Source organism: Roseomonas sp. SRI_022 (assembly GCF_057586215.1).
Genome location: NZ_JBYCZL010000007.1, coordinates 63,096 through 83,813 on the forward strand (window position 1 = coordinate 63,096; position 20,718 = coordinate 83,813).

The 20,718-nt window shown below is 70.0% G+C and carries 25 protein-coding genes; 18 read left to right on the plus strand and 7 right to left on the minus strand.

Going from position 1 to position 20,718, the window contains the following annotated elements:
• Positions 1-143: 143 nt before the first annotated feature.
• The 10 genes from AC2YHJ_RS08635 (at position 144) to terL (ending at position 10,703) form a co-directional block, all read left to right on the plus strand.
• Positions 144-380 carry a hypothetical protein gene (locus AC2YHJ_RS08635; RefSeq protein WP_487395374.1) on the plus strand — a complete coding sequence of 79 codons (237 nt, stop codon included), beginning with the start codon at positions 144-146 and terminating at the stop codon, positions 378-380.
• A gap of 4 nt (positions 381-384) precedes the next feature.
• Positions 385-1,794 carry a portal protein gene (locus AC2YHJ_RS08640; RefSeq protein ID WP_487395375.1) on the plus strand — a complete coding sequence of 470 codons (1,410 nt, stop codon included), beginning with the start codon at positions 385-387 and terminating at the stop codon, positions 1,792-1,794.
• 7 nt (positions 1,795-1,801) lie between these two features.
• Positions 1,802-2,545 (plus strand): capsid assembly protein, encoded by a 744-nt coding sequence (locus AC2YHJ_RS08645; protein ID WP_487395376.1) that lies wholly within the window; start codon positions 1,802-1,804, stop codon positions 2,543-2,545.
• Positions 2,546-2,772: 227 nt separating this feature from the next.
• Positions 2,773-3,606 (plus strand): phage capsid protein, encoded by an 834-nt coding sequence (locus AC2YHJ_RS08650; RefSeq protein WP_487395377.1) that lies wholly within the window; start codon positions 2,773-2,775, stop codon positions 3,604-3,606.
• A gap of 163 nt (positions 3,607-3,769) precedes the next feature.
• A complete protein-coding gene (locus AC2YHJ_RS08655; RefSeq protein ID WP_487395378.1) occupies positions 3,770-4,339 on the plus strand; it encodes a phage connector family protein in 570 nt (189 codons plus the stop codon).
• A 3-nt stretch (positions 4,340-4,342) separates the two neighbouring features.
• Positions 4,343-6,220 (plus strand): phage tail protein, encoded by a 1,878-nt coding sequence (locus AC2YHJ_RS08660; RefSeq protein WP_487395379.1) that lies wholly within the window; start codon positions 4,343-4,345, stop codon positions 6,218-6,220.
• Entirely contained in the window at positions 6,220-6,660 is a 441-nt protein-coding gene (locus AC2YHJ_RS08665; protein WP_487395380.1) for a hypothetical protein, read from the plus strand. The genes AC2YHJ_RS08660 and AC2YHJ_RS08665 overlap by 1 nt, the downstream gene beginning before the upstream one ends.
• A gap of 32 nt (positions 6,661-6,692) precedes the next feature.
• Positions 6,693-8,972, plus strand: coding sequence for a glycosyl hydrolase family 28-related protein (locus tag AC2YHJ_RS08670; RefSeq protein WP_487395381.1), 2,280 nt, complete (start codon positions 6,693-6,695; stop codon positions 8,970-8,972).
• A complete protein-coding gene (locus AC2YHJ_RS08675; RefSeq protein WP_487395383.1) occupies positions 8,969-9,283 on the plus strand; it encodes a hypothetical protein in 315 nt (104 codons plus the stop codon). The genes AC2YHJ_RS08670 and AC2YHJ_RS08675 overlap by 4 nt, the downstream gene beginning before the upstream one ends.
• Complete coding sequence (gene terL, locus AC2YHJ_RS08680) at positions 9,261-10,703, plus strand: phage terminase large subunit (RefSeq protein WP_487395384.1); 1,443 nt, start codon at positions 9,261-9,263, stop codon at positions 10,701-10,703. The genes AC2YHJ_RS08675 and terL overlap by 23 nt, the downstream gene beginning before the upstream one ends.
• Before the next feature lie 74 nt (positions 10,704-10,777).
• Here terL and AC2YHJ_RS08685 read toward each other — a convergent pair whose 3' ends face one another.
• Positions 10,778-10,999 carry a hypothetical protein gene (locus AC2YHJ_RS08685; protein WP_487395386.1) on the minus strand — a complete coding sequence of 74 codons (222 nt, stop codon included), beginning with the start codon at positions 10,997-10,999 and terminating at the stop codon, positions 10,778-10,780.
• Between the two features lie 90 nt (positions 11,000-11,089).
• Here AC2YHJ_RS08685 and AC2YHJ_RS08690 point away from each other — a divergent pair, with 90 nt between their 5' ends.
• Genes AC2YHJ_RS08690 through AC2YHJ_RS08700 form a run of 3 tightly spaced genes read left to right on the plus strand, consistent with a single transcriptional unit; the run spans position 11,090 to position 12,242 of the window.
• Positions 11,090-11,425 (plus strand): hypothetical protein, encoded by a 336-nt coding sequence (locus AC2YHJ_RS08690; RefSeq protein ID WP_487395388.1) that lies wholly within the window; start codon positions 11,090-11,092, stop codon positions 11,423-11,425.
• Positions 11,422-11,871 carry a cell wall hydrolase gene (locus tag AC2YHJ_RS08695; protein ID WP_487395389.1) on the plus strand — a complete coding sequence of 150 codons (450 nt, stop codon included), beginning with the start codon at positions 11,422-11,424 and terminating at the stop codon, positions 11,869-11,871. The genes AC2YHJ_RS08690 and AC2YHJ_RS08695 overlap by 4 nt, the downstream gene beginning before the upstream one ends.
• 14 nt (positions 11,872-11,885) lie before the next feature.
• The gene (locus AC2YHJ_RS08700) at positions 11,886-12,242 is read left to right on the plus strand and encodes a DUF952 domain-containing protein (protein ID WP_487395390.1); all 357 of its coding nucleotides are present in this window, start codon (positions 11,886-11,888) and stop codon (positions 12,240-12,242) included.
• Here AC2YHJ_RS08700 and AC2YHJ_RS08705 read toward each other — a convergent pair.
• Positions 12,215-13,087 (minus strand): DMT family transporter, encoded by an 873-nt coding sequence (locus tag AC2YHJ_RS08705; protein WP_487395391.1) that lies wholly within the window; start codon positions 13,085-13,087, stop codon positions 12,215-12,217. The two genes, AC2YHJ_RS08700 and AC2YHJ_RS08705, sit on opposite strands and share 28 nt — an antisense overlap.
• A 288-nt stretch (positions 13,088-13,375) precedes the next feature.
• On the opposite strand from AC2YHJ_RS08705, the gene AC2YHJ_RS08710 reads away from it, so the two are divergent.
• Genes AC2YHJ_RS08710 through AC2YHJ_RS08720 form a run of 3 tightly spaced genes read left to right on the plus strand, consistent with a single transcriptional unit; the run spans position 13,376 to position 15,659 of the window.
• A complete protein-coding gene (locus AC2YHJ_RS08710; protein WP_487395392.1) occupies positions 13,376-14,431 on the plus strand; it encodes a quinone-dependent dihydroorotate dehydrogenase in 1,056 nt (351 codons plus the stop codon).
• Positions 14,431-15,291 (plus strand): TIGR01459 family HAD-type hydrolase, encoded by an 861-nt coding sequence (locus AC2YHJ_RS08715; protein ID WP_487395393.1) that lies wholly within the window; start codon positions 14,431-14,433, stop codon positions 15,289-15,291. The genes AC2YHJ_RS08710 and AC2YHJ_RS08715 overlap by 1 nt, the downstream gene beginning before the upstream one ends.
• The gene (locus AC2YHJ_RS08720) at positions 15,288-15,659 is read left to right on the plus strand and encodes an MmcQ/YjbR family DNA-binding protein (RefSeq protein ID WP_487395394.1); all 372 of its coding nucleotides are present in this window, start codon (positions 15,288-15,290) and stop codon (positions 15,657-15,659) included. The genes AC2YHJ_RS08715 and AC2YHJ_RS08720 overlap by 4 nt, the downstream gene beginning before the upstream one ends.
• 161 nt (positions 15,660-15,820) lie before the next feature.
• On the opposite strand, the gene AC2YHJ_RS08725 is transcribed toward AC2YHJ_RS08720, so the two are convergent.
• The gene (locus AC2YHJ_RS08725; RefSeq protein ID WP_487395395.1) at positions 15,821-16,162 is read right to left on the minus strand and encodes a DHCW motif cupin fold protein; all 342 of its coding nucleotides are present in this window, start codon (positions 16,160-16,162) and stop codon (positions 15,821-15,823) included.
• 13 nt (positions 16,163-16,175) lie between these two features.
• Positions 16,176-16,775: a YqgE/AlgH family protein gene (locus AC2YHJ_RS08730; protein ID WP_487395396.1), complete on the minus strand. Its 600-nt coding sequence runs from the start codon at positions 16,773-16,775 to the stop codon at positions 16,176-16,178.
• A gap of 93 nt (positions 16,776-16,868) precedes the next feature.
• Between AC2YHJ_RS08730 and AC2YHJ_RS08735 the strand changes: the two genes are divergently transcribed.
• On the plus strand, positions 16,869-17,351 hold the full coding sequence (locus AC2YHJ_RS08735) for a redoxin family protein (protein WP_487395397.1): 483 nt from the start codon (positions 16,869-16,871) through the stop codon (positions 17,349-17,351).
• Positions 17,348-17,614, plus strand: coding sequence for a hypothetical protein (locus AC2YHJ_RS08740; RefSeq protein WP_487395398.1), 267 nt, complete (start codon positions 17,348-17,350; stop codon positions 17,612-17,614). The genes AC2YHJ_RS08735 and AC2YHJ_RS08740 overlap by 4 nt, the downstream gene beginning before the upstream one ends.
• 61 nt (positions 17,615-17,675) lie before the next feature.
• Here AC2YHJ_RS08740 and AC2YHJ_RS08745 read toward each other — a convergent pair whose 3' ends face one another.
• The 3 genes from AC2YHJ_RS08745 to AC2YHJ_RS08755 are packed head-to-tail and all read right to left on the minus strand — an operon-like array spanning position 17,676 to position 20,696.
• A complete protein-coding gene (locus tag AC2YHJ_RS08745; RefSeq protein ID WP_487395399.1) occupies positions 17,676-19,607 on the minus strand; it encodes a pilus assembly protein TadG-related protein in 1,932 nt (643 codons plus the stop codon).
• A complete protein-coding gene (locus AC2YHJ_RS08750; protein WP_487395400.1) occupies positions 19,604-20,230 on the minus strand; it encodes a TadE/TadG family type IV pilus assembly protein in 627 nt (208 codons plus the stop codon). The genes AC2YHJ_RS08745 and AC2YHJ_RS08750 overlap by 4 nt, the downstream gene beginning before the upstream one ends.
• Positions 20,217-20,696 (minus strand): TadE/TadG family type IV pilus assembly protein, encoded by a 480-nt coding sequence (locus AC2YHJ_RS08755; protein ID WP_487395401.1) that lies wholly within the window; start codon positions 20,694-20,696, stop codon positions 20,217-20,219. Before AC2YHJ_RS08755 ends, AC2YHJ_RS08750 begins: the two co-directional genes overlap by 14 nt.
• Between the last annotated feature and the right edge of the window lie 22 nt (positions 20,697-20,718).

Below are 20,718 nucleotides of genomic sequence, written 5' to 3' on the forward strand. Positions count from 1 at the left end.
GGGCGAGTTGCGCCCGGTGGCTTCCTCCCGTTCCCCGAAGACTTGCGCGGGCCTGCTCCTCCCACCGGAGGGCGGGCCCGCGGTCTTTTCGGGCGGCCGGGAAGGGACCCCTTCACTGCATCCAGACAAGGAGCTGCGCGCGCATGGGTGGCCTGTTCCGTGCCCCGAAGCCTGTCGTCGTCGCGCCGCCGGCGGCGCCGGCCACGACATCGACCACCGATCCGGCGCAGGCCGCCGAGGCGAGTGCGGCCGCATCCCGCAGCGAGGCGCGCGAGCGCAGCACCCGCGGCCTGGCCGGCACCATCGCCACCTCCGCCCGCGGCCTGCTGGGCGCGCGGACCGACTTCACCGCGACGCGCAAGTCGCTGCTGGGGGAATGACGCCATGACGCCGGAGGAGATCCTCGCGCGGCAGGCCCGCGCACTCGACCGCCGCCGCACCCAGGATGCGCTGTGGCAGGATTGCTACGACCATGTGCTGCCGCCGGCGACCGGCGGACGCGTGGCGATCTATGACGCGACGGCGGCGGATGCCGCGGAACAGCTTGCCGCCTCGCTGCTCGCGGAACTGACGCCGCCCTGGTCGCGCTGGTTCGGCCTGGCCCCGGCGCGCCCGGTCGAAGGTGATGGCCAGGCGGCGATCGCGCTGGAAGATGCGGCGGAGACGCTGCAAAGCCATCTCGACCGCTCGAACTTCGCGCTTGAGATGCATCAGGCGTTTCTCGACCTGGTGGTCGCCGGCACCGGCGTGCTGCTGGTCGAGGAAGCGCCGCCCGGCGAGGCTTCCGCGCTGCGGTTCACGGCCGTACCGTTGCGCGAGGCGGTGCTGGAGGAAGGCGTGTCGGGGCGGCTCGACACCGTGTTCCGCGCCGCACGGCTCGACGAGGCGACGCTGCGGTCGCGATACCCCGCGGCACCACTGCCGCAAGCGGCCGGGGATGATGCCGACCACGCGCGCCATCGTGTCGTGGAAGCCGTCTGGCCCGACCAGTCCGGCACGCGCTTCATGGCGATCGCCGCGACCGATGCCGGCGCGGTCGTGCTGGCGGAAGGGCGCTTCGCGGAAAGCCCCTTCATCGCCTTCCGCTGGCTGAAGGCGCCGGGCGAAACCTATGGCCGCGGCCCCGTCGCCAAGGCACTGCCCGACATCCGCACCGCCAACAAGGTGGTGGAACTGGTGTTGAAGAACGCCTCCATCGCCGCGACCGGCATCTGGCAGGCCGATGACGACGGCGTGTTGAACCCGGCGACGGTGCGGCTGGAACCTGGCGCGATCATCCCGAAGGCACCGGGTTCGGCGGGGCTGACGCCGCTCGCGGCACCTGGGAACTTCGATGTCTCGCAACTGGTGCTGACGGATCTGCGCACGCGCATCCGTGGTGCGCTGCTGGCCGATCGGCTCGGCCCGCAGCGGGGCGACACCATGACCGCGACCGAGGTGCTGGAACGTGCCGCGGAGACCGCGAGGCTGCTGGGTGCGACCTATGGCCGGCTGCAATCGGAACTGCTCAGCCCGCTGGTCGCGCGCTGCCTCGCCATCCTGCGCAGGCGCGGGGAGGTGCCGGCGCTGCTGCTCGATGGGCAGGAGGCGGTGTTGCGCTATCGCAGCCCGCTCGCCCAGGTGCAGGGCCGCGCGGATGCCGCGAACACGCTGCTGTTCCTGCAGGCGGTGCGCGCCATGGGGCCGGAGGCCCTCGCCCAGATCGACCTGCCTGCCGCCGCACGCTGGCTCGGCCGGACGCTGTCCGCGCCGGCCGAAATGCTGCTTCCCCCCGCCCCATCCGACAAGGAGTGAGTCCCTGATGCCCGAGGACCTGCTGGAAACCGCGCTCGCCGACGTCCCCGCACTGCAGAAGGGCGGCCGGCCCGAAGATGTGCCCGAGAAGTTCTGGGATGCCGAGGCCGGTGCGATCCGCGTCGATGCGCTGGTGAAGTCGTATCGTGAATTGGAGAAGCGCCTGTCGCAGCGCGTCGTTCCCCCCGGCGATGACGCGCCGGAGGAGGAGCGCATCCGCTTCCGCCGCGCCATCGGCGTGCCGGACGCGCCGGATGGCTATGCGATCGAGGTGAAGCACGAGCTGTGCTGCGCCGATGAGGCGATCAACAACCGGCTTCACGAGGCGGGCTTCAGCCAGGACCAGGCGCAGCTGGTCTACGACCTCGCGGCCGAACGCCTGCTGCCGCTGATCGCCGAGGCGGCGAGCCAGTTCGAGGCGGAGCGCCAGGTCGAGACGTTGCGCGCGCATTTCGGAGGCGAGGAGCGCTTCCGCCGCGTCGCCGCGCAGATCACCGCCTGGGGCCGCGCCAACTTGCCGCCGCCGGTGATGGAGGCACTGTCCACCACGGCCGAAGGCGTGATCGCGCTGCACCGGATGATGGCGGCGAAGGAACCGGGCCTTGCGCCGCGTGCGGATGCGGCGGGCGTGGCCGATGAGGGCGATCTGCGCGCGATGATGCGCGACCCGCGCTACTGGCGCACGCGGGAGCCGGAATTCGTCCGCCGCGTGACGGATGGGTTCCGTCGGCTGGTGGGTGGCGCCGCCTGACGTCGTGCTTCGGCGCGGCTTGAGCGTCCGCTGACGCTCGCCGCGCCGCTGGCCCCGCGCGACCGGCGCGGAGGCCCGGGGCGGGCGGCTTGCATGCCGCCCGCCTCGTCCGTTTCCGCCCGCGCACAACCGGTCCCCGGCGCGCGGGCTGCGTCGTCATCCGGCCCCGCGTGGCCAACCGGATGGCGGCGCCTTCCCATCCATGACAGATCGAAAGGGACCCCCGCATGTCGGGCACAATCGTTGACGCCTTCACCAAGCAGTTCGAGGCCGAGGTCGCCGAGGCTTATCAGCGCCAGGGCAGCAAGCTGCGCCCCACCGTGCGGTCCAAATCCGGCGTGAAGGGGGCTTCCACCATCTTCCCGCGCGTCGGCAAGGGCACCGCCGCGGCCAAGGCGCGCAACGGCGCCGTGCCGGTCATGAACCTGGAATACGCCAACGCCGAATGCTTCCTGCAGGACTACTATGCGGGCGAGTGGATCGATCGGCTCGACGAGATCAAGACCTCGATCGACGAGCGCACGGTCATCGCCAATGCCGGCGCCTATGCGCTGGGGCGCAAGACGGATGAGTTGATCGTCGCGGCCCTCGACACCGCGACGGCGGAAGCGACGGGCGTCGGCACGGGCCTGGCCGACACCGATGGCCTGACCAAGCAGAAGGTGCTGATGGCCTTCGAGATGTTGGGCGCCGCCGATGTGCCGGACGATGGCAACCGCTTCGCCGTGGTCGGCTGGAAGCAGTGGTCGGAACTGCTGCAGGTCGAGGAATTCGCCAAGGCCGATTATGTCGGCGACGACGCGCTGCCCTGGAAGGGCACGCAGGCGAAGCGCTGGCTCGGCGCGCTCTGGATGCCGCATTCCGGCCTGACCAAGGCGGGGGTGCTGCGCTACTGCTACTTCTACCACCGCACCGCGGTCGGCCATGCGGTGGCGTCCGAGGTGGTAACAGACATCACCTGGCACGGCGACCGCGCCGCGCATTTCGTGAACAACATGATGTCGCAGGGGGCGGTGATGATCGACCCGACCGGCGTCGTGCGGATGCGTGCGAAGGAGTGAAGGTTGGGGGGAGATGAACTCCCCCCAAACCCCCCTCCTTTTTTTGGCACTTGGGAACTGACTTCCGAGGTCAGTCTCCAGAAGACAGAAAAAGGAGGGGGATCGGGGGAGTTCTCTCCCCCGACCTTTCTTTTGTTCCCGACATTCCCAGGAGATTCCCCCGATGGCGTTGTCCGCCCTCGCGCTCTGCTCGCGCGCGCTGCTCAAGATCGGTGCACAGCCGGTTGCCTCGCTGGATGAGGGCACGGCCGAGGCCGAGGTCGCGGCCAATCTCTATCCGGGGATCCGCGATGCGCTGCTGTCCTCGCATCCCTGGTCCTTCGCGACGGCGCAGGCGGCACTCGCACGGCTGGCCGCGGTGCCGCGCGCCGATTTCGCCAATGCCTTCCAACTGCCGGCTGGTTTCCTGCGGGCGCTGTCGGCCGGCAGTGCGGGGCGGGCGCGGGGCATCGTCTATCGCCTACAGGAGGACCGGCTGTTCAGCGATGCGGAGCAGGTCGCGCTGACCTACGTGTTCCGCCCGGATGAAAGCGCTTTCCCGCCCTTCTTTGCCGCGGCACTGGCCGCGCGGCTGGCGGCCGAGTTCTGCATCCCGCTGACCGAGAACAGCAGCCGTGCGGAGATGCTGTACCGCATGGCGGAGGCCGAGCTGCGCGTCGCGCGCCAGACCGACAGCCAGCAGGCGAGCGCTCGGGTGCTCGAGAACTTCCCCCTCATCAGCGTGCGGGGCTGACCCATGCCAGCGGTCAAGCGAGCCAAGACGACCTTCGCGGCGGGGGAACTCGCGCCCGAATTGCTCGGGCGTGGGGATCTCTCTGCCTTCGACAATGGGGCGCGGCGCCTACGCAATGTGTTCATTCAGCCGACGGGCGGGCTGACGCGGCGGGCCGGGCTGCGCCATGTCGCGCCGCTGCCCGGCCCTGCGCGGCTAATCCCTTTCGAGTTCAACACCGAGCAGACCTATCTGATCGTGCTGACGCATGGCGCACTGCATGTCTATCAGGGCGATGCGGTGGTGGCGGTGCTCGCGGGTCCGTGGTCCGGGGGCATGCTGCCGCAGATCGGCTTTACGCAGAATGCCGACACGCTGCTGCTGACCCACCCCGACCTGCAACCGCAGCGCGTGACGCGCACGGCCGGCGGCTGGACGATTGCGCCCTGGTCCTTTGCGCAGGAGCCGTTCTTTCGCTTCGTTGACGGCGGCACCACGCTGACCCCAAGCGGGACGACCGGGAACATCGTGGTGGCGGCGAGCGTGCCGTTCTTCTCGGTGCTGCATGCCGGCGCGCGGCTGCGCATCGGCGGCAAGCGGCTGATCATCGGCACGGTGCTCAACGGCGCTCAGGTCGCTGCGACGGTGGAGGACACGCTGTCGGGCACCGCGGCGACCGCCGACTGGGACGAAGCCGCTTTCAGCTACGCGCGTGGCTGGCCGGTCGCCTGCTGCTTCCACCAGGACCGCCTGGTGATCGGCGGATCGCGCGACCTGCCGAACCGGCTGTGGCTGTCGCGCACAGGGGACCTGTTCAACTTCGATGCGGGCACCGGCCTCGACGACCAGGCGATCGAATTCGGGTTGGTGTCGGACCAGGTGAATGCGATCCGCGGGCTGTTCTCCGGGCGGCATCTGCAGGTCTTCACCTCAGGTGCCGAATGGATGGTCAGCGGCGATCCGCTGACGCCGGCGAACATCCAGTTGAACCGCCAGACGCGCATCGGATCCCCGGTGGATCGGCTGGTGCCGCCGGTCGATGTCGATGGCGCGACCATCTTCGTCGCGCGCAGCGGGCGGGGCGTGCACGAATTCGCCTATACCGATGTCAGCCAGGCGTATCAGGCGAATGACCTCGCGATCCTGGCGCGGCACCTGGTGAATGTCCCGGTCTCCATGGCCTATGACCAGGGCGCGCGGCTGCTGCACATGGCGATGGCGGACGGCTCGCTCGCCACGCTGACGATCTACCGTGCCGAGCAGGTGACCGCCTGGACCCGGCAGGAGACCGCCGGCGCGTTTCGCGCCATCGCCGAGACCGAAGGCACGGTCTGGGCCGTGACGGAACGCGGCGGCAGCTTCGCGCTGGAACGCTTCGATGCGGAACTTGCCCTCGACGCCGCGCTGAGCGGTATGGCATCGAGCCCGCAGGATGAGTGGAGTGGCCTCGCTCATCTCGAAGGGCGCGAGGTCGGCGTCCTCGCCGATGGCGCGCCGCGCGCCGTCGCGACGGTCGGCGACGGCGCCGTGCTGCTCAATGAACCGGCGCGATCCGTGCAGATCGGCCTCGCCTTCCGGCATGAGATCGAGCCGCTGCCGCCCGACCTCATCGGCTCCAGCGGTGCCGCGACAGGCCCGCTGCGATTGGTCGCCGCGACCTTTCGCCTGCTGGAGACAGCGGCGCTGTCTGTCGATCTAGGCCGAGGCGCAGAACCCGTGCCGTTCCGTCGGCTGGATGCCGCGCTGCTCGACGCCGCGCCGGCGCGCTTCACCGGGGATGTCACGCTGCGCGGCCTTGGCTGGCGGCGCGACCGGCTGCGCCCGGTCTGGCGTATCGAAGGCGATGCGCCGCTGCCGATGACACTGCTTTCCGTCACCACCGAGATCAGGATGACCGATTGATGGCACAGCTCGCTACCATCGCCTCGCTCGCCGGCACCGGGCTCGCCGTTTATGGCCAGGTCCGCCAAGGGCAGCAGCAGAAGGCGACGAACCGTGCGCAGGAGGAGAACCTGCGCGTCCAGCAGGCCGCGCAGCAGGATCAGGCAGCGGTGCAGTCGGCCGCGAATGAACGCGAACGGCAGGACCGGCTGGCGCGGACCATCGCCTCGGCCCGCGCCCGCGCGGCGGCGGGCGGGGTCGCGCCCGACGAAGGTTCGGCCGCCGCGCTGACGGCCGGCCTGCGTTCCGATGCGGCCAAGGAAAGCGCGGATGACGCCGCGGCGATGGGCGCGCGGTTCGCCGCGGGACGGCGTTCGCTGCTGTCCTCCGACGGCAGCCTGAACAGCTTCCTGCGCGCCGGGCAGACCCTCGGCGGTGCCGTGCGCAACCTGCTCGCCTGAGCCGCCCCAACCCAGGACATCGAGGACCACCCATGGCCGAACACATCACGATCGGCGATGTCTCGCCGCGCGTGCAGTATGTCGCGGACGGCGTGCTGGCCGCCTTCACCTACCCCTTTCCGATCTTCGAGGAAGCGGATCTCGAAATCCGCCTCGATGGCGCGGTGCTGGCCGGTGGCGCGATCATCGCGGGCGCCGGTGATTCGGACGGCGGCACGGTGATCTTCACCGAGCCGCCGGCGGTGGGCACGCGCATCACGCTGCGCCGCCGGTTGAAGATCGCCCGTGCGACGGATTTCCAGGACAACGGCATCCTGCGCGCGCGCTCGCTGAATGATGAGCTCGACTACCAGGTCGCGGCGATCCAGCAGGTGGCGGATGACGTCGCCGGCACGGTGCGGCTCGATCCCGCCGACGCCGGCAACCTCGTGCTGCCGCTGCGCGGGGCGCGGGCCAATCGCGTGCTGGGCTTCGACGGTTCGGGCGACCTTGCGCTGTTCGACCGCGACACGGGCATGCTCGGCGTGCCTTTCGCCGGCGGCGTGCCACGCAGCGTCGAGGACAAGCTCGCCGAACGCCTGACCGTGCGCGATTTCGGCGCGACCGGCGACGGCGTGACGGATGACGGGCCGGCGCTCGCCGCCGCCATGGCCGCCGCTGCCGCGTCGGGCCATGTGCTGGAGATCGGCGAGGGCACCTTCCGCACGACGCAGCCGTTGCTGCTTGGCGGAGGCGCTGCCGGGCTGAGCATGCGCGGTTCCATCCTTTATGCCGGACCACCGGGGCAGGCGGCGCTGACCATCGGCGATGGCGCGGCGGTGCGCAACGCGGCCAAACACTATGACGGCCTGCGCGTGCTGCGCGCCACGCTGTCGGATTGGTCCGACGAAGCCGATATCGGCATCGTGCTGCGCAACCTCGATGCCTCACTGGTCGAGATCCGCCAGGTCGAAGGCTTCACCATCGGCATCCGCACCCAGGGCGTGGAGCGCGGCTTCGAGGATACGACGCTGATCCTCGGGCGCATCGTGAACAACCATATCGGGCTCGATGTGCGGACCGAGACGGCCGGGGCGTGGAACACATCTGTGCGCTACTACGGTGGGCACTTCGCCATCGGCAGCACGGTGCACACCGACAAGGACCGCTTCGGCGTTCGCATCTCTGCCGCCCCCGGCGCCTATGTCGCGCATAACCGGCACCTGTTCGACGGGCCGGGCTTCGAGCTGCAGGCCGAAGGCAGGCCGATCAGCGGCATTCCCTTCCTCGTGCAGGTCAACAGCCGCTCGGTCTGGGCGCGCGGATTGCGGATGGAAGGTTGCAGCCCCTTCGTCGCCCGCCACACCGCCGGCGCGCAGGACCATGTCTATGAGGTCGCCTGGGCGAGCCAGGCCTATCTGGTCGGCGTGGACTACACGGCGAGCGCAACGCGCACCGGTGCCGTCGTACGGGCCTGCCACCAGGCGGCGGCATTCCGGGAGGCGTCGCGCGAGGTCGGTGGTGTCGCGAACCTGCGCGCCGCGCGCATCCGCTGGTCGAACACCGAATGGGGGTTCGAGAAACTCGCCTGCCTGTCCTCCAACGTCGCGGGAACGCCGGTGATGCTGGCGGAATTCGCGCTTCCCGCACTCGACGCCTATGGCTTCACCGACAATGGCGTGGTGCTGACCGGCGGGCGCGGCCTCGGCTTCGTGGTGGATGCGCGAAGCTGCCGGGACTTCGCGCTGGCCGTCGACGCCGATGCGCCGCGGCTTGCGGTGATGTGCTTCGACGCCAGCCGCAACCTTCTGTCCGACACCGGCATGCCGCTGGTGCGGGCTTCCGGTCAGTCGCTGGTGTGGAACGCGGATGCACGATGGTGGCAGGGATCGGCCGACATGGCCGATGCGACGCTGACGCGCCCGCAGGTCGTGCATCTGGAACCGCAGGTCGCCTACGCCATCATCGGTCTGGTGCGCATCGGCACCGACTACGAGGTGCGGGCGATGCGCCTGTCCTGCGATCCGCTCTTCGCGCCGCCGCTGCTGTACGGCCAACCCAGGCTACCGCATGGCGCGCGCGAATTGGTGGCGGAGATGGCGTGGGACCCGGCCTCTATCGCCGCGGGCGGATCGGTGCAGATCAGCGTGCCGCTCGCCGGTGCGCGGCCGGGGGATTTCGCCTCGGCGGCCTTCTCGCTGGCGACGTCGGGCGTCGTGTTCCTCGCGCAGGTGGGGGCGACGGATGTGGTGTCCGTCACCGTCTGGAACCGGTCAGGGGCGGCGATCGACCTCAATCCCGGCACGGTGCGGGCGCGCGTGGTGAAGGCATGACGGGCCGACGCGAGGTCGTGCCGCGCGGGCCGGATCTGCGCGCGGCGATGGAGGTGGTGGCGGAGGAATACCTTCGCTTCCTGCGCGGCGGGCCGGATTGCGGCACGGGCGACGACACCAAGGCGTTCGCCGCGCACCACGCGGCGTGCAAGGCCGCGCTCGCGCATCTCGAACACCTGCTGAAGCTCGCCCGCGCCATGGGTGATCCCGACAGCGGGGTGGAGGAAGCGACGACCTTCCTGATCGAAGCGCGCGAGGCGCTGGCCGCATTCGAGGAGGAGGACATGCATGGCGAGGAGGAGCAGTGCTGACGCAGGCTTCCTCGAATTCACCTGGGTGTGGAACCGGCGCTTGCGCCACGACACGCCATCGGTGCACCGGCGCATCGCGCGCTGGCTGGAAGCGCGCGGGTCAGCGGGTGAGCGGCGCCTGCTGCTGATGGCCTTTCGCGGCTGCGGCAAGTCCACACTGGTCGGGCTGTGGTGCGCCTGGCTGCTGGCGCGGCGGCCGCAGACGCGCATCCTGGTGCTGGCGGCGGATGCCTCGCTGGCGGTGAAGATGGTCGCCTCCGTCCGGCGTATCATCGAACGCCATCCGCTGTGCAGGCATCTGCTGCCCGATGGTGCCGAGGCCTGGGCGTCGGATCGCTTCACCGTGGCGCGCGACGGTGCGCTGCGCGACCCGTCGATGATGGCGCAGGGTATCGGCGGCAATGTCACCGGCAGCCGTGCCGAGGTGATCATCTGCGACGATGTCGAGGTCGCCGGCAATTGCGACACGCCCGGCAAGCGCGCCGATCTGCGCGAGCGCCTGGCCGAGGCCGAGTTCATCCTGGTGCCCGACGGCACCATCCTGTTCGTCGGCACGCCGCATTGCGAGGACAGCCTGTATCGGTCTCCGACGGAGGAGGGCGCCTTTCTGCGCGGCTATCGCCGGCTGGCGGTGCCGGTGATGAATGCGGCTGGCGCCTCGGCCTGGCCGGAACGCTTTCCGCGCGAGGCCGTGGCGGCGTTGCGCGACCGCGTCGGGCCGTTGCAGTTCCAGCGGCAGATGATGCTGCAGCCGGTGGCGTCCAGCGCCGTGCGGCTCGATCCGGCGGCGATGGTGCGATACGGCGAGGAGCCCGATTACCGCGAGGCGCAGGGCAGGGGGGTGTTGACCTTGCTCGGGCATCGGCTGGTGTCGGGCGGGGCGTTCTGGGACCCGGCCTATGGGCGGCCGGGGGCAGGGGATGCCTCGGTGCTGGCCTGCACCTATGCGGATGGGGAGGGGCGGCATTTCCTGCATCGCCTGGCGTATCTCACGCATGACCCGGCGGCGCCCGACGATCCGGCGACGCAGCAATGCCGTGCGGTGGCGGAAGTGTTGCGGGAGACGCTGCTGCCGGTGGTGCGGGTGGAGACGAACGGCCTCGGCCGCTTCCTGCCGGCGTTGCTGCGGCGGGAATTGGCGCGGGCTGGCGTCGCGTGCACGGTGGTCGAGCATGCCAGCACGCGGGCGAAGGCGGACCGTATCCTCGGTGCGCTGGAGCCTGCCCTGGCCGCGCGGCGACTGCATGCACATGAGAGTGTCTTCCGCACGTCATTTGTTGGCGAGATGGCGGAATGGCGGCCGGGTGCGGTCGGGGCGCGCGACGATGCGCTCGATGCCGTGTCGGGCTGCCTACTGGCCGAACCGGTCCGCCTCGTACGCGCCGCCCCTCCCACGCGCACGCTTTCCTGGCGTGCCTAGATGGGCCGGGCTGCCGCGTCATCGCTGTCCTGGTGACAGACAAAGAAACGGGGGAGTTCACTCCCCCGCCCTTCCTAGGCCGCGCGCTTCTTCAGGATCTCGAGAAGGTGCCGGTCGCGCCCGGCATCGGTGATCTCGAAGCGCCCATCCGCGCGGGGCTGTGCCAGCCCCATGCCGGTCAGCCGGTTCAGGCAGGGCCCGTCCTTGAGACCGGGCGGGCGGCCGTGGGGCCCTACCAGCGTCAGCCGGTGCAGGGCCGAGCGGCAGCAGGTCTCGAGGTAGGGCTCGTTCCACATCGCGGCGTCGGTACTCCCCGGGGGCATCCCCCGCAAGGGTGGGCCGGCGCCGTGTCCCGTTCAAGGTTCCAGCAGAAGGCAGTTCAGAGAATGCCGATCCAGATCGAACCATTGTGGTGGATCACGGCCGTGGAGGCGCCCGTTGTTGCGGCGCTGTTCTGGATGATCCATGGCCTGCGCACCGATATGCAGCAGCGCTTCGAGCGGGGCGACCAGCGGGAGACCGATGCGTTGACGCGCACGCGGGATGAGTTGGCGCAGTTCAAGATCGAGGTGGCGCGGACCTATGTGCCGCTGTCGCTGATCCGTGACCTCGACCGGCGGATTTCGGATCACATGATCCGGATCGAGGAGAAGCTGGAGGAGGTGTCGCGGGCCGGCATCGCGGTGGCTCAGGCGGCGCGGCGGATGGAGGAGCGGGAGTGAGCGCCGCCCTGCATGCCGGCCCGCGCGATGCGGCGGCCGAGATCCTGGCGCTGACCCTGTGGGGGGAGGCGGCGGATCGCCCGGTGCGGGCGATCGAGGCGCTGGCCGCGCTGGTGGTGAACCGGGCGCGCCAGGCGGCGGTGCTGGGTGGGCCAGCGCATTGGGGGCGGGGGGTGGCCGGGGTGTGCCGGACGCCGTTCCAATTTCCGTGCTGGAATCGCAACCATCCGCGCCATGCGGCTCCGCGGGAGGTTCCGCCGAGCGATGGGGCGCTGGCGATCTGCCGGCGGATCGCGGGGCGGGCTGTGGCGGGGTCGCTGCCGGACCCGACCGGGGGAGCGACACATTTCCATGACGCGGCGGCGCTGCCGGGCTGGGCGTTGGGCCGGCCGGCGGTCGCGGAGATCGGGGGGCTGTGCTTCTACCGGGCCGAGGACCTCGTCTGATAGAAGCCTCCGCCATGGAACCCTTCATCTACACCCTGGTCCGAGCGGCCGACTGGCGCACGGCGGAGGCGGCCGGCGCCTATGCCGGCAGCGCCGACGATGCGCGGGACGGCTTCCTGCATTTCTCGACCGCCGCGCAGGTGCGGGCGAGTGCCGCCAAGCACCGCGCCGGCGTGCCGGACCTCGTGCTGGTCGAGGCGGATGCGGTGGCGCTGGGTGAGGCGCTGAAATGGGAAGCGGCATCGGGCGGCAAGCGGCCCGGACTGTTCCCACATCTCTATGCGCCGCTGCCGCTATCGGCCGTGGTGCGGGCGGTGGCGCTTCCGCGCGGCGCGGATGGCCTTCACGTCTTTCCCAACGGCTTCGCCTGAGAGCGGGTCGCGGCCTGCTGGCTCATCAGGCAGGCAAAGACGACGATGATGGCGCCGCCGATGGTCCAGGCGCTCGGCCAGATGTGCCACACGCCCAGGTCGAAGCCGATGGCGAAGAGCAGGGCGCTGAATTCCAGCGGCGCGAGGCGCGCCGCAGAATCATGCCGGAAGGCGATGGCCAGGCACAGCATCGCGCCGCCCGCCAGCAGCCCGTTCACCGCCAGCGCGGCGAGGTCGGGCAGGGAAGGCGCCACCCAGGACAGCGCCGCGAAGGGCGAGATCAGGATCAGCCCCGGCAGCGACGACCACAGGATCAGCACTGCGAAGCCGGTCTCATGGCGCAGCAGCCGATTGATCGTCAGCACGGTCGCGTAGCAGACGGTCGCGAAGAAGGCCCAGAGATAGGCGTGCACCGGCCCGCCGGCCGCGAGCCCCGGCCACATCGCCACCAGCACGCCGCTGAAGCCGAGCACCGACCACCCCCAGACCGCCGGCCTGATGCGTTCCTTCAGCACCAGCGCGGCGAGGCCGAGCGTCATGAAGGGTGCGGTGAAATAGACGAGGTAGCCTTCGGCCAGCGGGATCTCCCGCAGCGCCAGGAAGAAGCCGAAGCCCGAGCCGATCATCACGACGGCACGGGTCAGGTGCAGCAGCGGATGCGCGGTGGACAGGCTGCCGCCGAGGCCCGGGACGATGGCGCGCGCGGCGAACAGCGTCAGCAACAGCGTCGCGTAGCGGACCATGATCACCTGGTCCGCGGGATACCGTCCCGACAGCAGCTTGGAATTCGCATCGAGCAGCGCGAAGAGCGCCATCGCGGCGACAATGAAGACCGGCCCTTTCATTTCGACGGTCCATGAAATGGACCGCCAGAGTTTTTGTGGGGCCTCAAGCGCCGGCGCGCACGTCCGTGCGCTTGGCTTGCGCGCCCTGCACTGTCGCATTGGCGGCCGCTCGCGGTCTGGGCGCGGTCGCGCTTTGCGCTCCCGGCCCGATGCGGGGCATCGGGCCGAAGGTCAGTGGCTGGCGGCACCGGCAAACTTTCTTCGTGTGACCGACGCTTCTGGCCGCGGGCGCCGATCGGCGTCAACCGGGCTTTCCCCGCGCGGCGGACCGAGGCACAAGACCCCGCCATGACCCCCGCCCTTGCCTCCGCCCTCATGCCGCTGATGCGCGGCCTCGATGCCGAGACCGCGCACGGGATTGCGCTGAAGGCGCTCGCCGCCGGGCTGGCCGGGCGCGATTCCGGCCGTGACGACCCCGTGCTGGCGGCCGAGGCCTTCGGCCTGCGCTTCCGCAATCCGATCGGCCTCGCCGCCGGCTTCGACAAGGATGCGGTGGCGGTGGTGCCGCTGATGCGGCTCGGCTTCGGCTTCGTCGAGGCGGGGACCGTCACGCCGCGCCCGCAGCCCGGCAATCCCCGCCCGCGCCTGTTTCGGCTCACGGAAGACGCAGCGGTAATCAACCGCATGGGCTTCAACAATGGCGGGCTGGACGGCTACCTCGCGCGGCTGCGCGACCTGCCGGCGGAACGTCCGGCCGTGTTCGGCGCGAATGTCGGCATCAACAAGGAAGGGGCCGACCCGGAACGCGACTATCCCGCGCTCTACGCCGCCGTCGCGCCGTTTGCCGACTACGTCACGATGAATGTGTCCTCCCCCAACACGCCGGGCCTGCGGGACCTGCAGGGGGAGGAGAAGCTGGCATCGATCCTCGATGCCATCGCCGCGAAGCGCGCCAGCCTGCCGCGCACGCCGCCGCTGCTGGTGAAGATCGCGCCCGACCTCGCCGATGATGCGCTCGCGCCCATCGTGAACGCCTGCCTCACGCGCGGCGTCGCGGGGCTGATCATCTCCAACACCACCATCGCGCGGCCGGCGCTGAGGTCGGCGCATGCGAAGGAAGCGGGCGGGCTGTCCGGTGCGCCGTTGTTCGGGCCGTCCACCGAGGTGCTGCGCAAGGTGTATGGCATCGCGCGCGGTCGCCTCACGCTGATCGGAGTGGGGGGCATCGCAACGGCCGAACAGGCCTATGCGAAGATCCGCGCCGGTGCCTCGCTCGTGCAGATGTACACCGGCTTCGCCTATGCCGGCCCCGTGCTGCCGCGGCGCATCGCCGATGGCCTCGCCGCGCTGCTGAAGCGCGATGGTTTCACTTCTGTCGCCGACGCCGTCGGCAAGGATGCGTGATGGAAATCCTCGACGGCATCTCGGTCATCGCCGACCGGTATGATGGCTATGTGCTCGACCTCTGGGGCGTAGTGCATGACGGGCGCAAGCCCTATACGGGCGTGCCGGAGGCACTCGCGGAGCTGAAGGCGCGCGGCAAGGCGATCTGCTTCCTGACCAACGCGCCGCGCCGCGCCTGGACGATCGCGCAGATGCTCGACCGGATGGGCCTCGACCGGGCGCTGTATGACGGCATCATGTCCTCGGGCGAAGCGTCCTGGCGGATGCTGAAGGAACGCCGGCATCCCTGGTTCGCCGCCCTTGGCCGGCGCTGCATCCATATCGGGCCGGACCGCGACCTGTCGGTGGTCGAGGACGACGTTGCCGAGATCGTCACCGATCCCGCGGACGCGCAGTTCCTGTTGAACACCGGCCCGGATGACCGGCTGGGGCCGACCAGCACCGAACCCTATCGCCCAATCCTCGAAGCCTGCGCCAAGGCGAAGCTGCCGATGATCTGCGTGAACCCGGACCGCGCCGTGATGGTCGCGGGGCGCAAGGTCATCTGCGCCGGGGCGCTGGCGGACATCTATCTCGAGCTCGGCCAGGCGGTGATGGAAATCGGCAAGCCCGATCCGGCCGTCTACGAGCCGGTGCTGGAGGTGCTCGGCAATCCGCCGCGGCATCGCGTGGTCGCCATTGGCGACACGCCGCATACGGACCTGGCCGGCGCGCAGGCGGCCGGGCTTGACGCGCTATGGGCGCTGACCGGCCTCGCGGCCGAGGCGCATGGCGACAACCCCACCCCCGAGCACCTCGCCGCCGTCGCGCATGAGGAAGGCGTTCGGCCCATCGCGGCGCTGCGGAGCCTGCGCTGGTGAGCCCCCGCGCGCAGTCCCGCCTGCGCGCGATCTGCCTGGCCCTGCCGGAAGCGGCCGAGCAGGAGACCTGGGAGCACCCGACCTTCCGCCTCCGCGGCAAGATCTTCTGCATGTGGCGTCCGATGGAAGACGGCACCGGCGCGCTGTGGTGCAAGGCGCCGCAAGGTGTGCAGGAGATGCTCGTGGAAGCCGACCCCGACCGCTTCTTCCGCCCGCCCTATGTCGGGCCGAAAGGCTGGATCGGGCTGGTGCTCGACCGGAGCACGGATTGGGAGGAGGTCGCCGCCCTGGTGCGCCGGTCCTGGCGCATGACAGCGGGTAAGCGGCTGTCGGCGACGCTGCCGGAGGACGAGCCCCCCGAAGCGTGACGGCGCGCCGCTAACGATGATTTTCGCCCGATGCCACGCATCGGGCACGAGCGCACGGCGCGACCGCGCCCAGACCACCCGTCGCCGCCAACGCACCAGTGCAGGGCGCGAAAGCCAGGCCGGCGGATGCCGGCGCCGGCGATTGAGGCTGGCAAAAAGCCTCAATCCACGATGAACAGCTTCGCCCCCGCCTCGGTGCGCGAGCGGTGCGGCTCGGCCCCATCCGCCACCTGGTAGGACATGCCGGGCTTCAGCATGAACACGCGCCCATCGGCGAGCGTGGTCTCCAGCTCGCCCTCCAGCACCAGCAGCACATGGCCCTTCTGGCACCAGTGGTCGGAGACATAGCCCGGCGAATACTCGACCATGCGCACGCGGATCTGGTTGCCGGCCGGGCCGACATGGCGGGTCCGCCACAGCGCCTCACCAGCTTCCCCGGCATGGCGGGTCGGTTCCACGGCCGACCAGTCGGTGGTGTCGAAGGGGATGGCGGCCATCTGCATCGGGCAGGCTTCCTCAGGCGTGGCCGGCGGAACCGGACAGCAGGGCAGGATCGACGCGCAGCTTCGCCAGCGCGGCCTCCCAGGTGTGGCTGGTATCGTCGCGGAACACCAGGGACCCGTCGGCCGGGACGTTCAGCCAGGCATTGCGCTGGATCTCGTCCTCCAACTGGCCGGGCGCCCAGCCGGCATAGCCCAGCGCCAGCACGCAATCCTTCGGTCCCCCGCCGGCGGCGATCGCCTTCAGGATGTCCACGCTGGCCGTCAGCGTCAGGCCGTTCATCACCGGCAGGCTGCCATCGGTGGACCAGTCGTCGCTGTGCAGCACGAAGCCGCGGCCATTCTCGACCGGGCCGCCATCCAGCATGCGGATGCGCCGCTGCGGCGGCAGCGGTTCGACATTCAGCTGACGCAGCAGGTCATCGAACACCATGCCCGGCAGCGGCCGGTTGACCACCAGCCCCATCGCCCCGTCGGCCGAATGCGCGCAGAGGCAGACGACCGTGTGGTCGAAGCGCGGATCCTGCATGCCGGGCATCGCGATCAGCAGGTGCCCGGTCAGGAAGGTGCCGTCGGTGTCGGCCGACGGTCCGGAGGAGGAGGCCATGACTGCCATCTGGCGCCCGCCGGCCGGCTGCGCAAGACTTGGCAACCCGATGACAGCCCGCATGGGTCAGGCTACATCCGACCGGGCAACGAGGAGGACGACATGCCGATCAGCGTGGGTGATGCGATTCCGGCCGTGAAGGTGATGCAGGCCACGGCCGAAGGCCCGAAAGAAGTGGACACCGGTGAATTCTTCAAGGGCCGCACCGTCGCCCTGTTCGGCGTGCCCGGCGCCTTCACGCCGACCTGTTCGGCCAAGCACCTTCCCGGCTTCGTGCAGCAGGCCGATGCGCTGAAGGCCAAGGGCGTGGACGTGATCGCCTGCATGGCGGTGAACGACGCCTTCGTCATGGGCGCCTGGGCCAAGGACCAGGGCATCACCGACCAGGTCGCCATGATCGCCGACGGCTCGGCCGCCTTCACCAAGGCGATGGGCCTTGAATTCGACCTGACGGCGCGCGGCCTCGGCGTGCGCGCCCAGCGCTTCGCCCTGGTGGCGAAGGACGGCAAGGTGACGCATATCGCCATCGAAGCGCCCGGTGCCTTCGAGGTCAGCAAGGCCGAGGCCGTGCTGGCGGCTCTTTGAATCCGTTCGACGCCTGGCGCTTCCTGACCGAGGCGCATGCCGTGATGCTCCGCCGCAGCTTCGCGCTGTGGGCGGAGCCGCACATGGCCGGTCCCGCCCTGGCCCGCATGGCGATGGAAAAGCACGCCGCCTTCTCGGCCGGCGCGGCGGCGGCGGGGCTTGCCATGGCGCAGGGCGCCTTCCCCGACGCCGTGATCGCCGCGGCGATGCGCCCGGCGCAGAAGCGGGTCCGGCGAAACGTCAGGCGCAAGGGGCTGGCCTGAACGGCAAACGGCGCGGGGATCCTCCGCGCCGTTTGGTCAGGTGCGACGCGCGCCGCCCCGCCTATTCGATCATCCGCAGGCTGCTCAGCGCGGTGCCGATTTCGTTGAAGGCGCCATCAAGGTCCGCAGCGGACTGGGCCTCGATGAAGTAGGGCCTGCTCGTGCTGCTCGCGCAGGTCTGAAGCATGTTGAGGACGCTTGTCGCATTGCCGGCCGTCGGGTTCCGGATCTCGAAGCCCACCACGTAGATCTGGACGCGGTGTTCGACCGGGTTGGTGCTGAGGACGCCGGTGGCGGGGTCGCGCTTCATGGCATCGCAGATCGCGGCGAACCGGCTGTCGAGGCGGCTGTCGGCGGCGGCCTGGGTCGGCGAGGCCGTGAAGTCCAACGCAGACCCGAAATTCGCATTCCAGTCCGCCGTGCGCCCATACGCGTTGTAGAGCATCTCGACCCCATTCGACCGGGGGCCGCCGCCTGGCGGTGCGGCGCGCACGGTCGCGGTCAGGCAGGCCGAGGACGTACTGCCCGGTGCCGCCGAATACGGGCACTGCCAGTTGTTGTCGCCATCGGTCAGGATGACGACGGCCTTCATCATGTTGCGCGTGTTGTAGGCCAGCGGCAGGGCGCCATGGTCGGGGCTGGTCGGCAGGCCCTGCCAGGAACCGCGCCAATTCGGGCTCAGCGTGTACCAGGCGCCCTGCATGCCGGCGACGGCGGTGGTGCCGCCGCTTCGGGCCGGGGCCTGGATTGCGTTGACTGCCGCCATGACGGTCGAACGGCTCGCGGTGAGAGGCAGGATCGGGCTCATGGCGCAGAGCATGTTGGGCCCGGCCGCGGAGGTGGCCGTATGGCCGATGCCGCTGAAGCCCTCGAGGTTCCGCAGCGCGGCGTAGAAGGAGTTGTAGTTGGCGTTGCTGGTGGAGGTGGAAAGGCTCGGATTGCCGAAGTCGTTGTCGCCACGGCAGAAGCGCAGCGTGTAGGGGGTGGTGCTGTTCGCACCCTGCGATGCGTAGAGGTTCACCGTCGTGGCGGCATAGGCATTGGCCGTGGTGCAGGCGCCGGCACCGGCATAGGGCGCCGCGCCAGTCAGGGTGGACCAGATGGTCGCGTTCCGCGTGTCCCCGTGGGTGACCACGGCATCGGTCGGCGAGGCCGGGACGGCGTTGCCTCCGGAACCGGAGGCGGCAACGGTCGCCCAGCCGACGCGGCGATAGGTGTTCGGGTAGAAGTAGGGCCGGAACCGTCCGGCCAATGTCGTCGGCGCGATGTCGGTGATGTCCTCGCCGCCGCGGCGCGCTTCGACGCAACCGGTCCAGTTGTTGACGTTCCACTCCGCCGGCATGCCTGCCGTGTTGAGGAAACCGGTGTAGGACGTGCCGAAATTGAAGGTGCGCGCGAAGGGCACCACCGAGACGTACACGTTCCGCGCGGTGTCGTTGGTATCGCCGTAGATCTGGCGGAGCATGGTCTGGACCGCCGATTGCGCGGCTTCGAGCTTGCTGTCGAAGCCCGCGGCGGGATCCCGCATCGAGGATGTCTGGTCGATCGCCACCGCAAGTTCGAGGCCGACGCCGCCACGTTCCGCCACCGTTGTCTCTTGCAGCGTCGTCGTCTGCCGGCTGATGACGCCGAACAGCGTGGTGTTCAGCGTGGCCGTCGCCGTGACGCGGATGCGCGTCTCGCTGCCGGGGACCGGCTCGATCACGGGCTGGGGCGGCGTGGACGCGATCAGCGCCGAGCCGAGGTAGTTCGGCCATCTGCCGTTCTGGCTGAAATTCGCCTGGAACAGGGCCCGCGTGTCGGCATCGCGCGTGCCGCTCGTGATGGTGCGCGCCGCGATCAGGCTTGCAGCGTCGACCGCCGTCTTCAGCCGCGCATTCACCAGCCAGATGCGGGTGAGGTCGATGGCCAGGCCGGCGAAGCCGACAACCGGGATCATGATCACGGCAGTGATCACGGCGATGGCGCCGCGGCGGTTCAGCTTCGTTGTCATGCCGTGCAATTCGCTGTCTGGCTGGCGGAGGGTTCGGTCTGCAGCGTGGTCGGCTGCGGGGCGCGGGTCAGGAACAGCGTCGTGCCGTAGGCAACCGCGTCCAGCGCGGTGCCGATCAGCCCGGCGCTCAAGACCCAGGGCCGGACGAAGGAGAACACCTCGGTGACCATCAGGGTCTGGCCGGCGGGGACGATGAAACTGTCGGAGATGGTCGCGGCGGTGCCCGCCGCCGATGTGCGCAGGCGGGTATTGTGGTTGGTGTTGCCGGTGCGCCTTTGCCAGGACAGGGTATTGCCGATCGGGTTGCCGGAACCGTCGACACGGCGGGCGACGGCGCTGATCACCATCGCCCCGCCGGTCGCGCTGTTCACGTCGATGACGCTGCCGGCGATGCGCTGCGCCTGGGTCCAGAAATTGGTGACGTCGCCGGCGGTGATGATCCTGCATTGCGACACGATCTGGCCGATCTGTACGGCGATCGTCTCGGTGCGCAGCTGTGCGCGGAACACGCGGACCAGGTCCGCGGTGGCGAGGGCCACCAGGAAGAACAGCGGCACCATCAGCGCGAATTCGGTTGCGACGAGACCGCGGCGGCCAAGCGCGCGCGGGCTAGCAGGTCGCATTTTCGAAGGGCTCGTTCTTGACGATCAGGAAGGCCTGATGCGTGAAGGTATTGCCGCCGAACAACCTCGAGGCGACGAGGCCGGTGATGAAGGGCTGCCGATAGGTCAGGGTATAGGAGGTGATCTCACCACCCGTGCCCGCGCCCGCCGTGCCGGTGCCTGTCCCGGTATTGGCCACGCTCGACCAGGTCGCGGTGGTGACCGTCAGGTTGTCCGCCTTCAGCAGACCGCCGGTCGAGCGCGTCACCAGCCAGGGAATATTCCGCGACCGGCAGGTCGGCACGTTCTCCTGGCCGCTGGTCTGCCACGCCGGCGGTGAATTGCTGCCGGTGATGCCGTAGCGGCTGGCCCGCAGCGCCGCGTGGTCGAGCGCCGCCCCGGTGGCCAGTTGCCAGGCCGTTTCCATGACGCCGATGAGGATCACGAAGAACGGGATCGAGATGATGGCGAATTCGGTCGCCGCCACACCCCGGCGCCCAGGCCGCGGG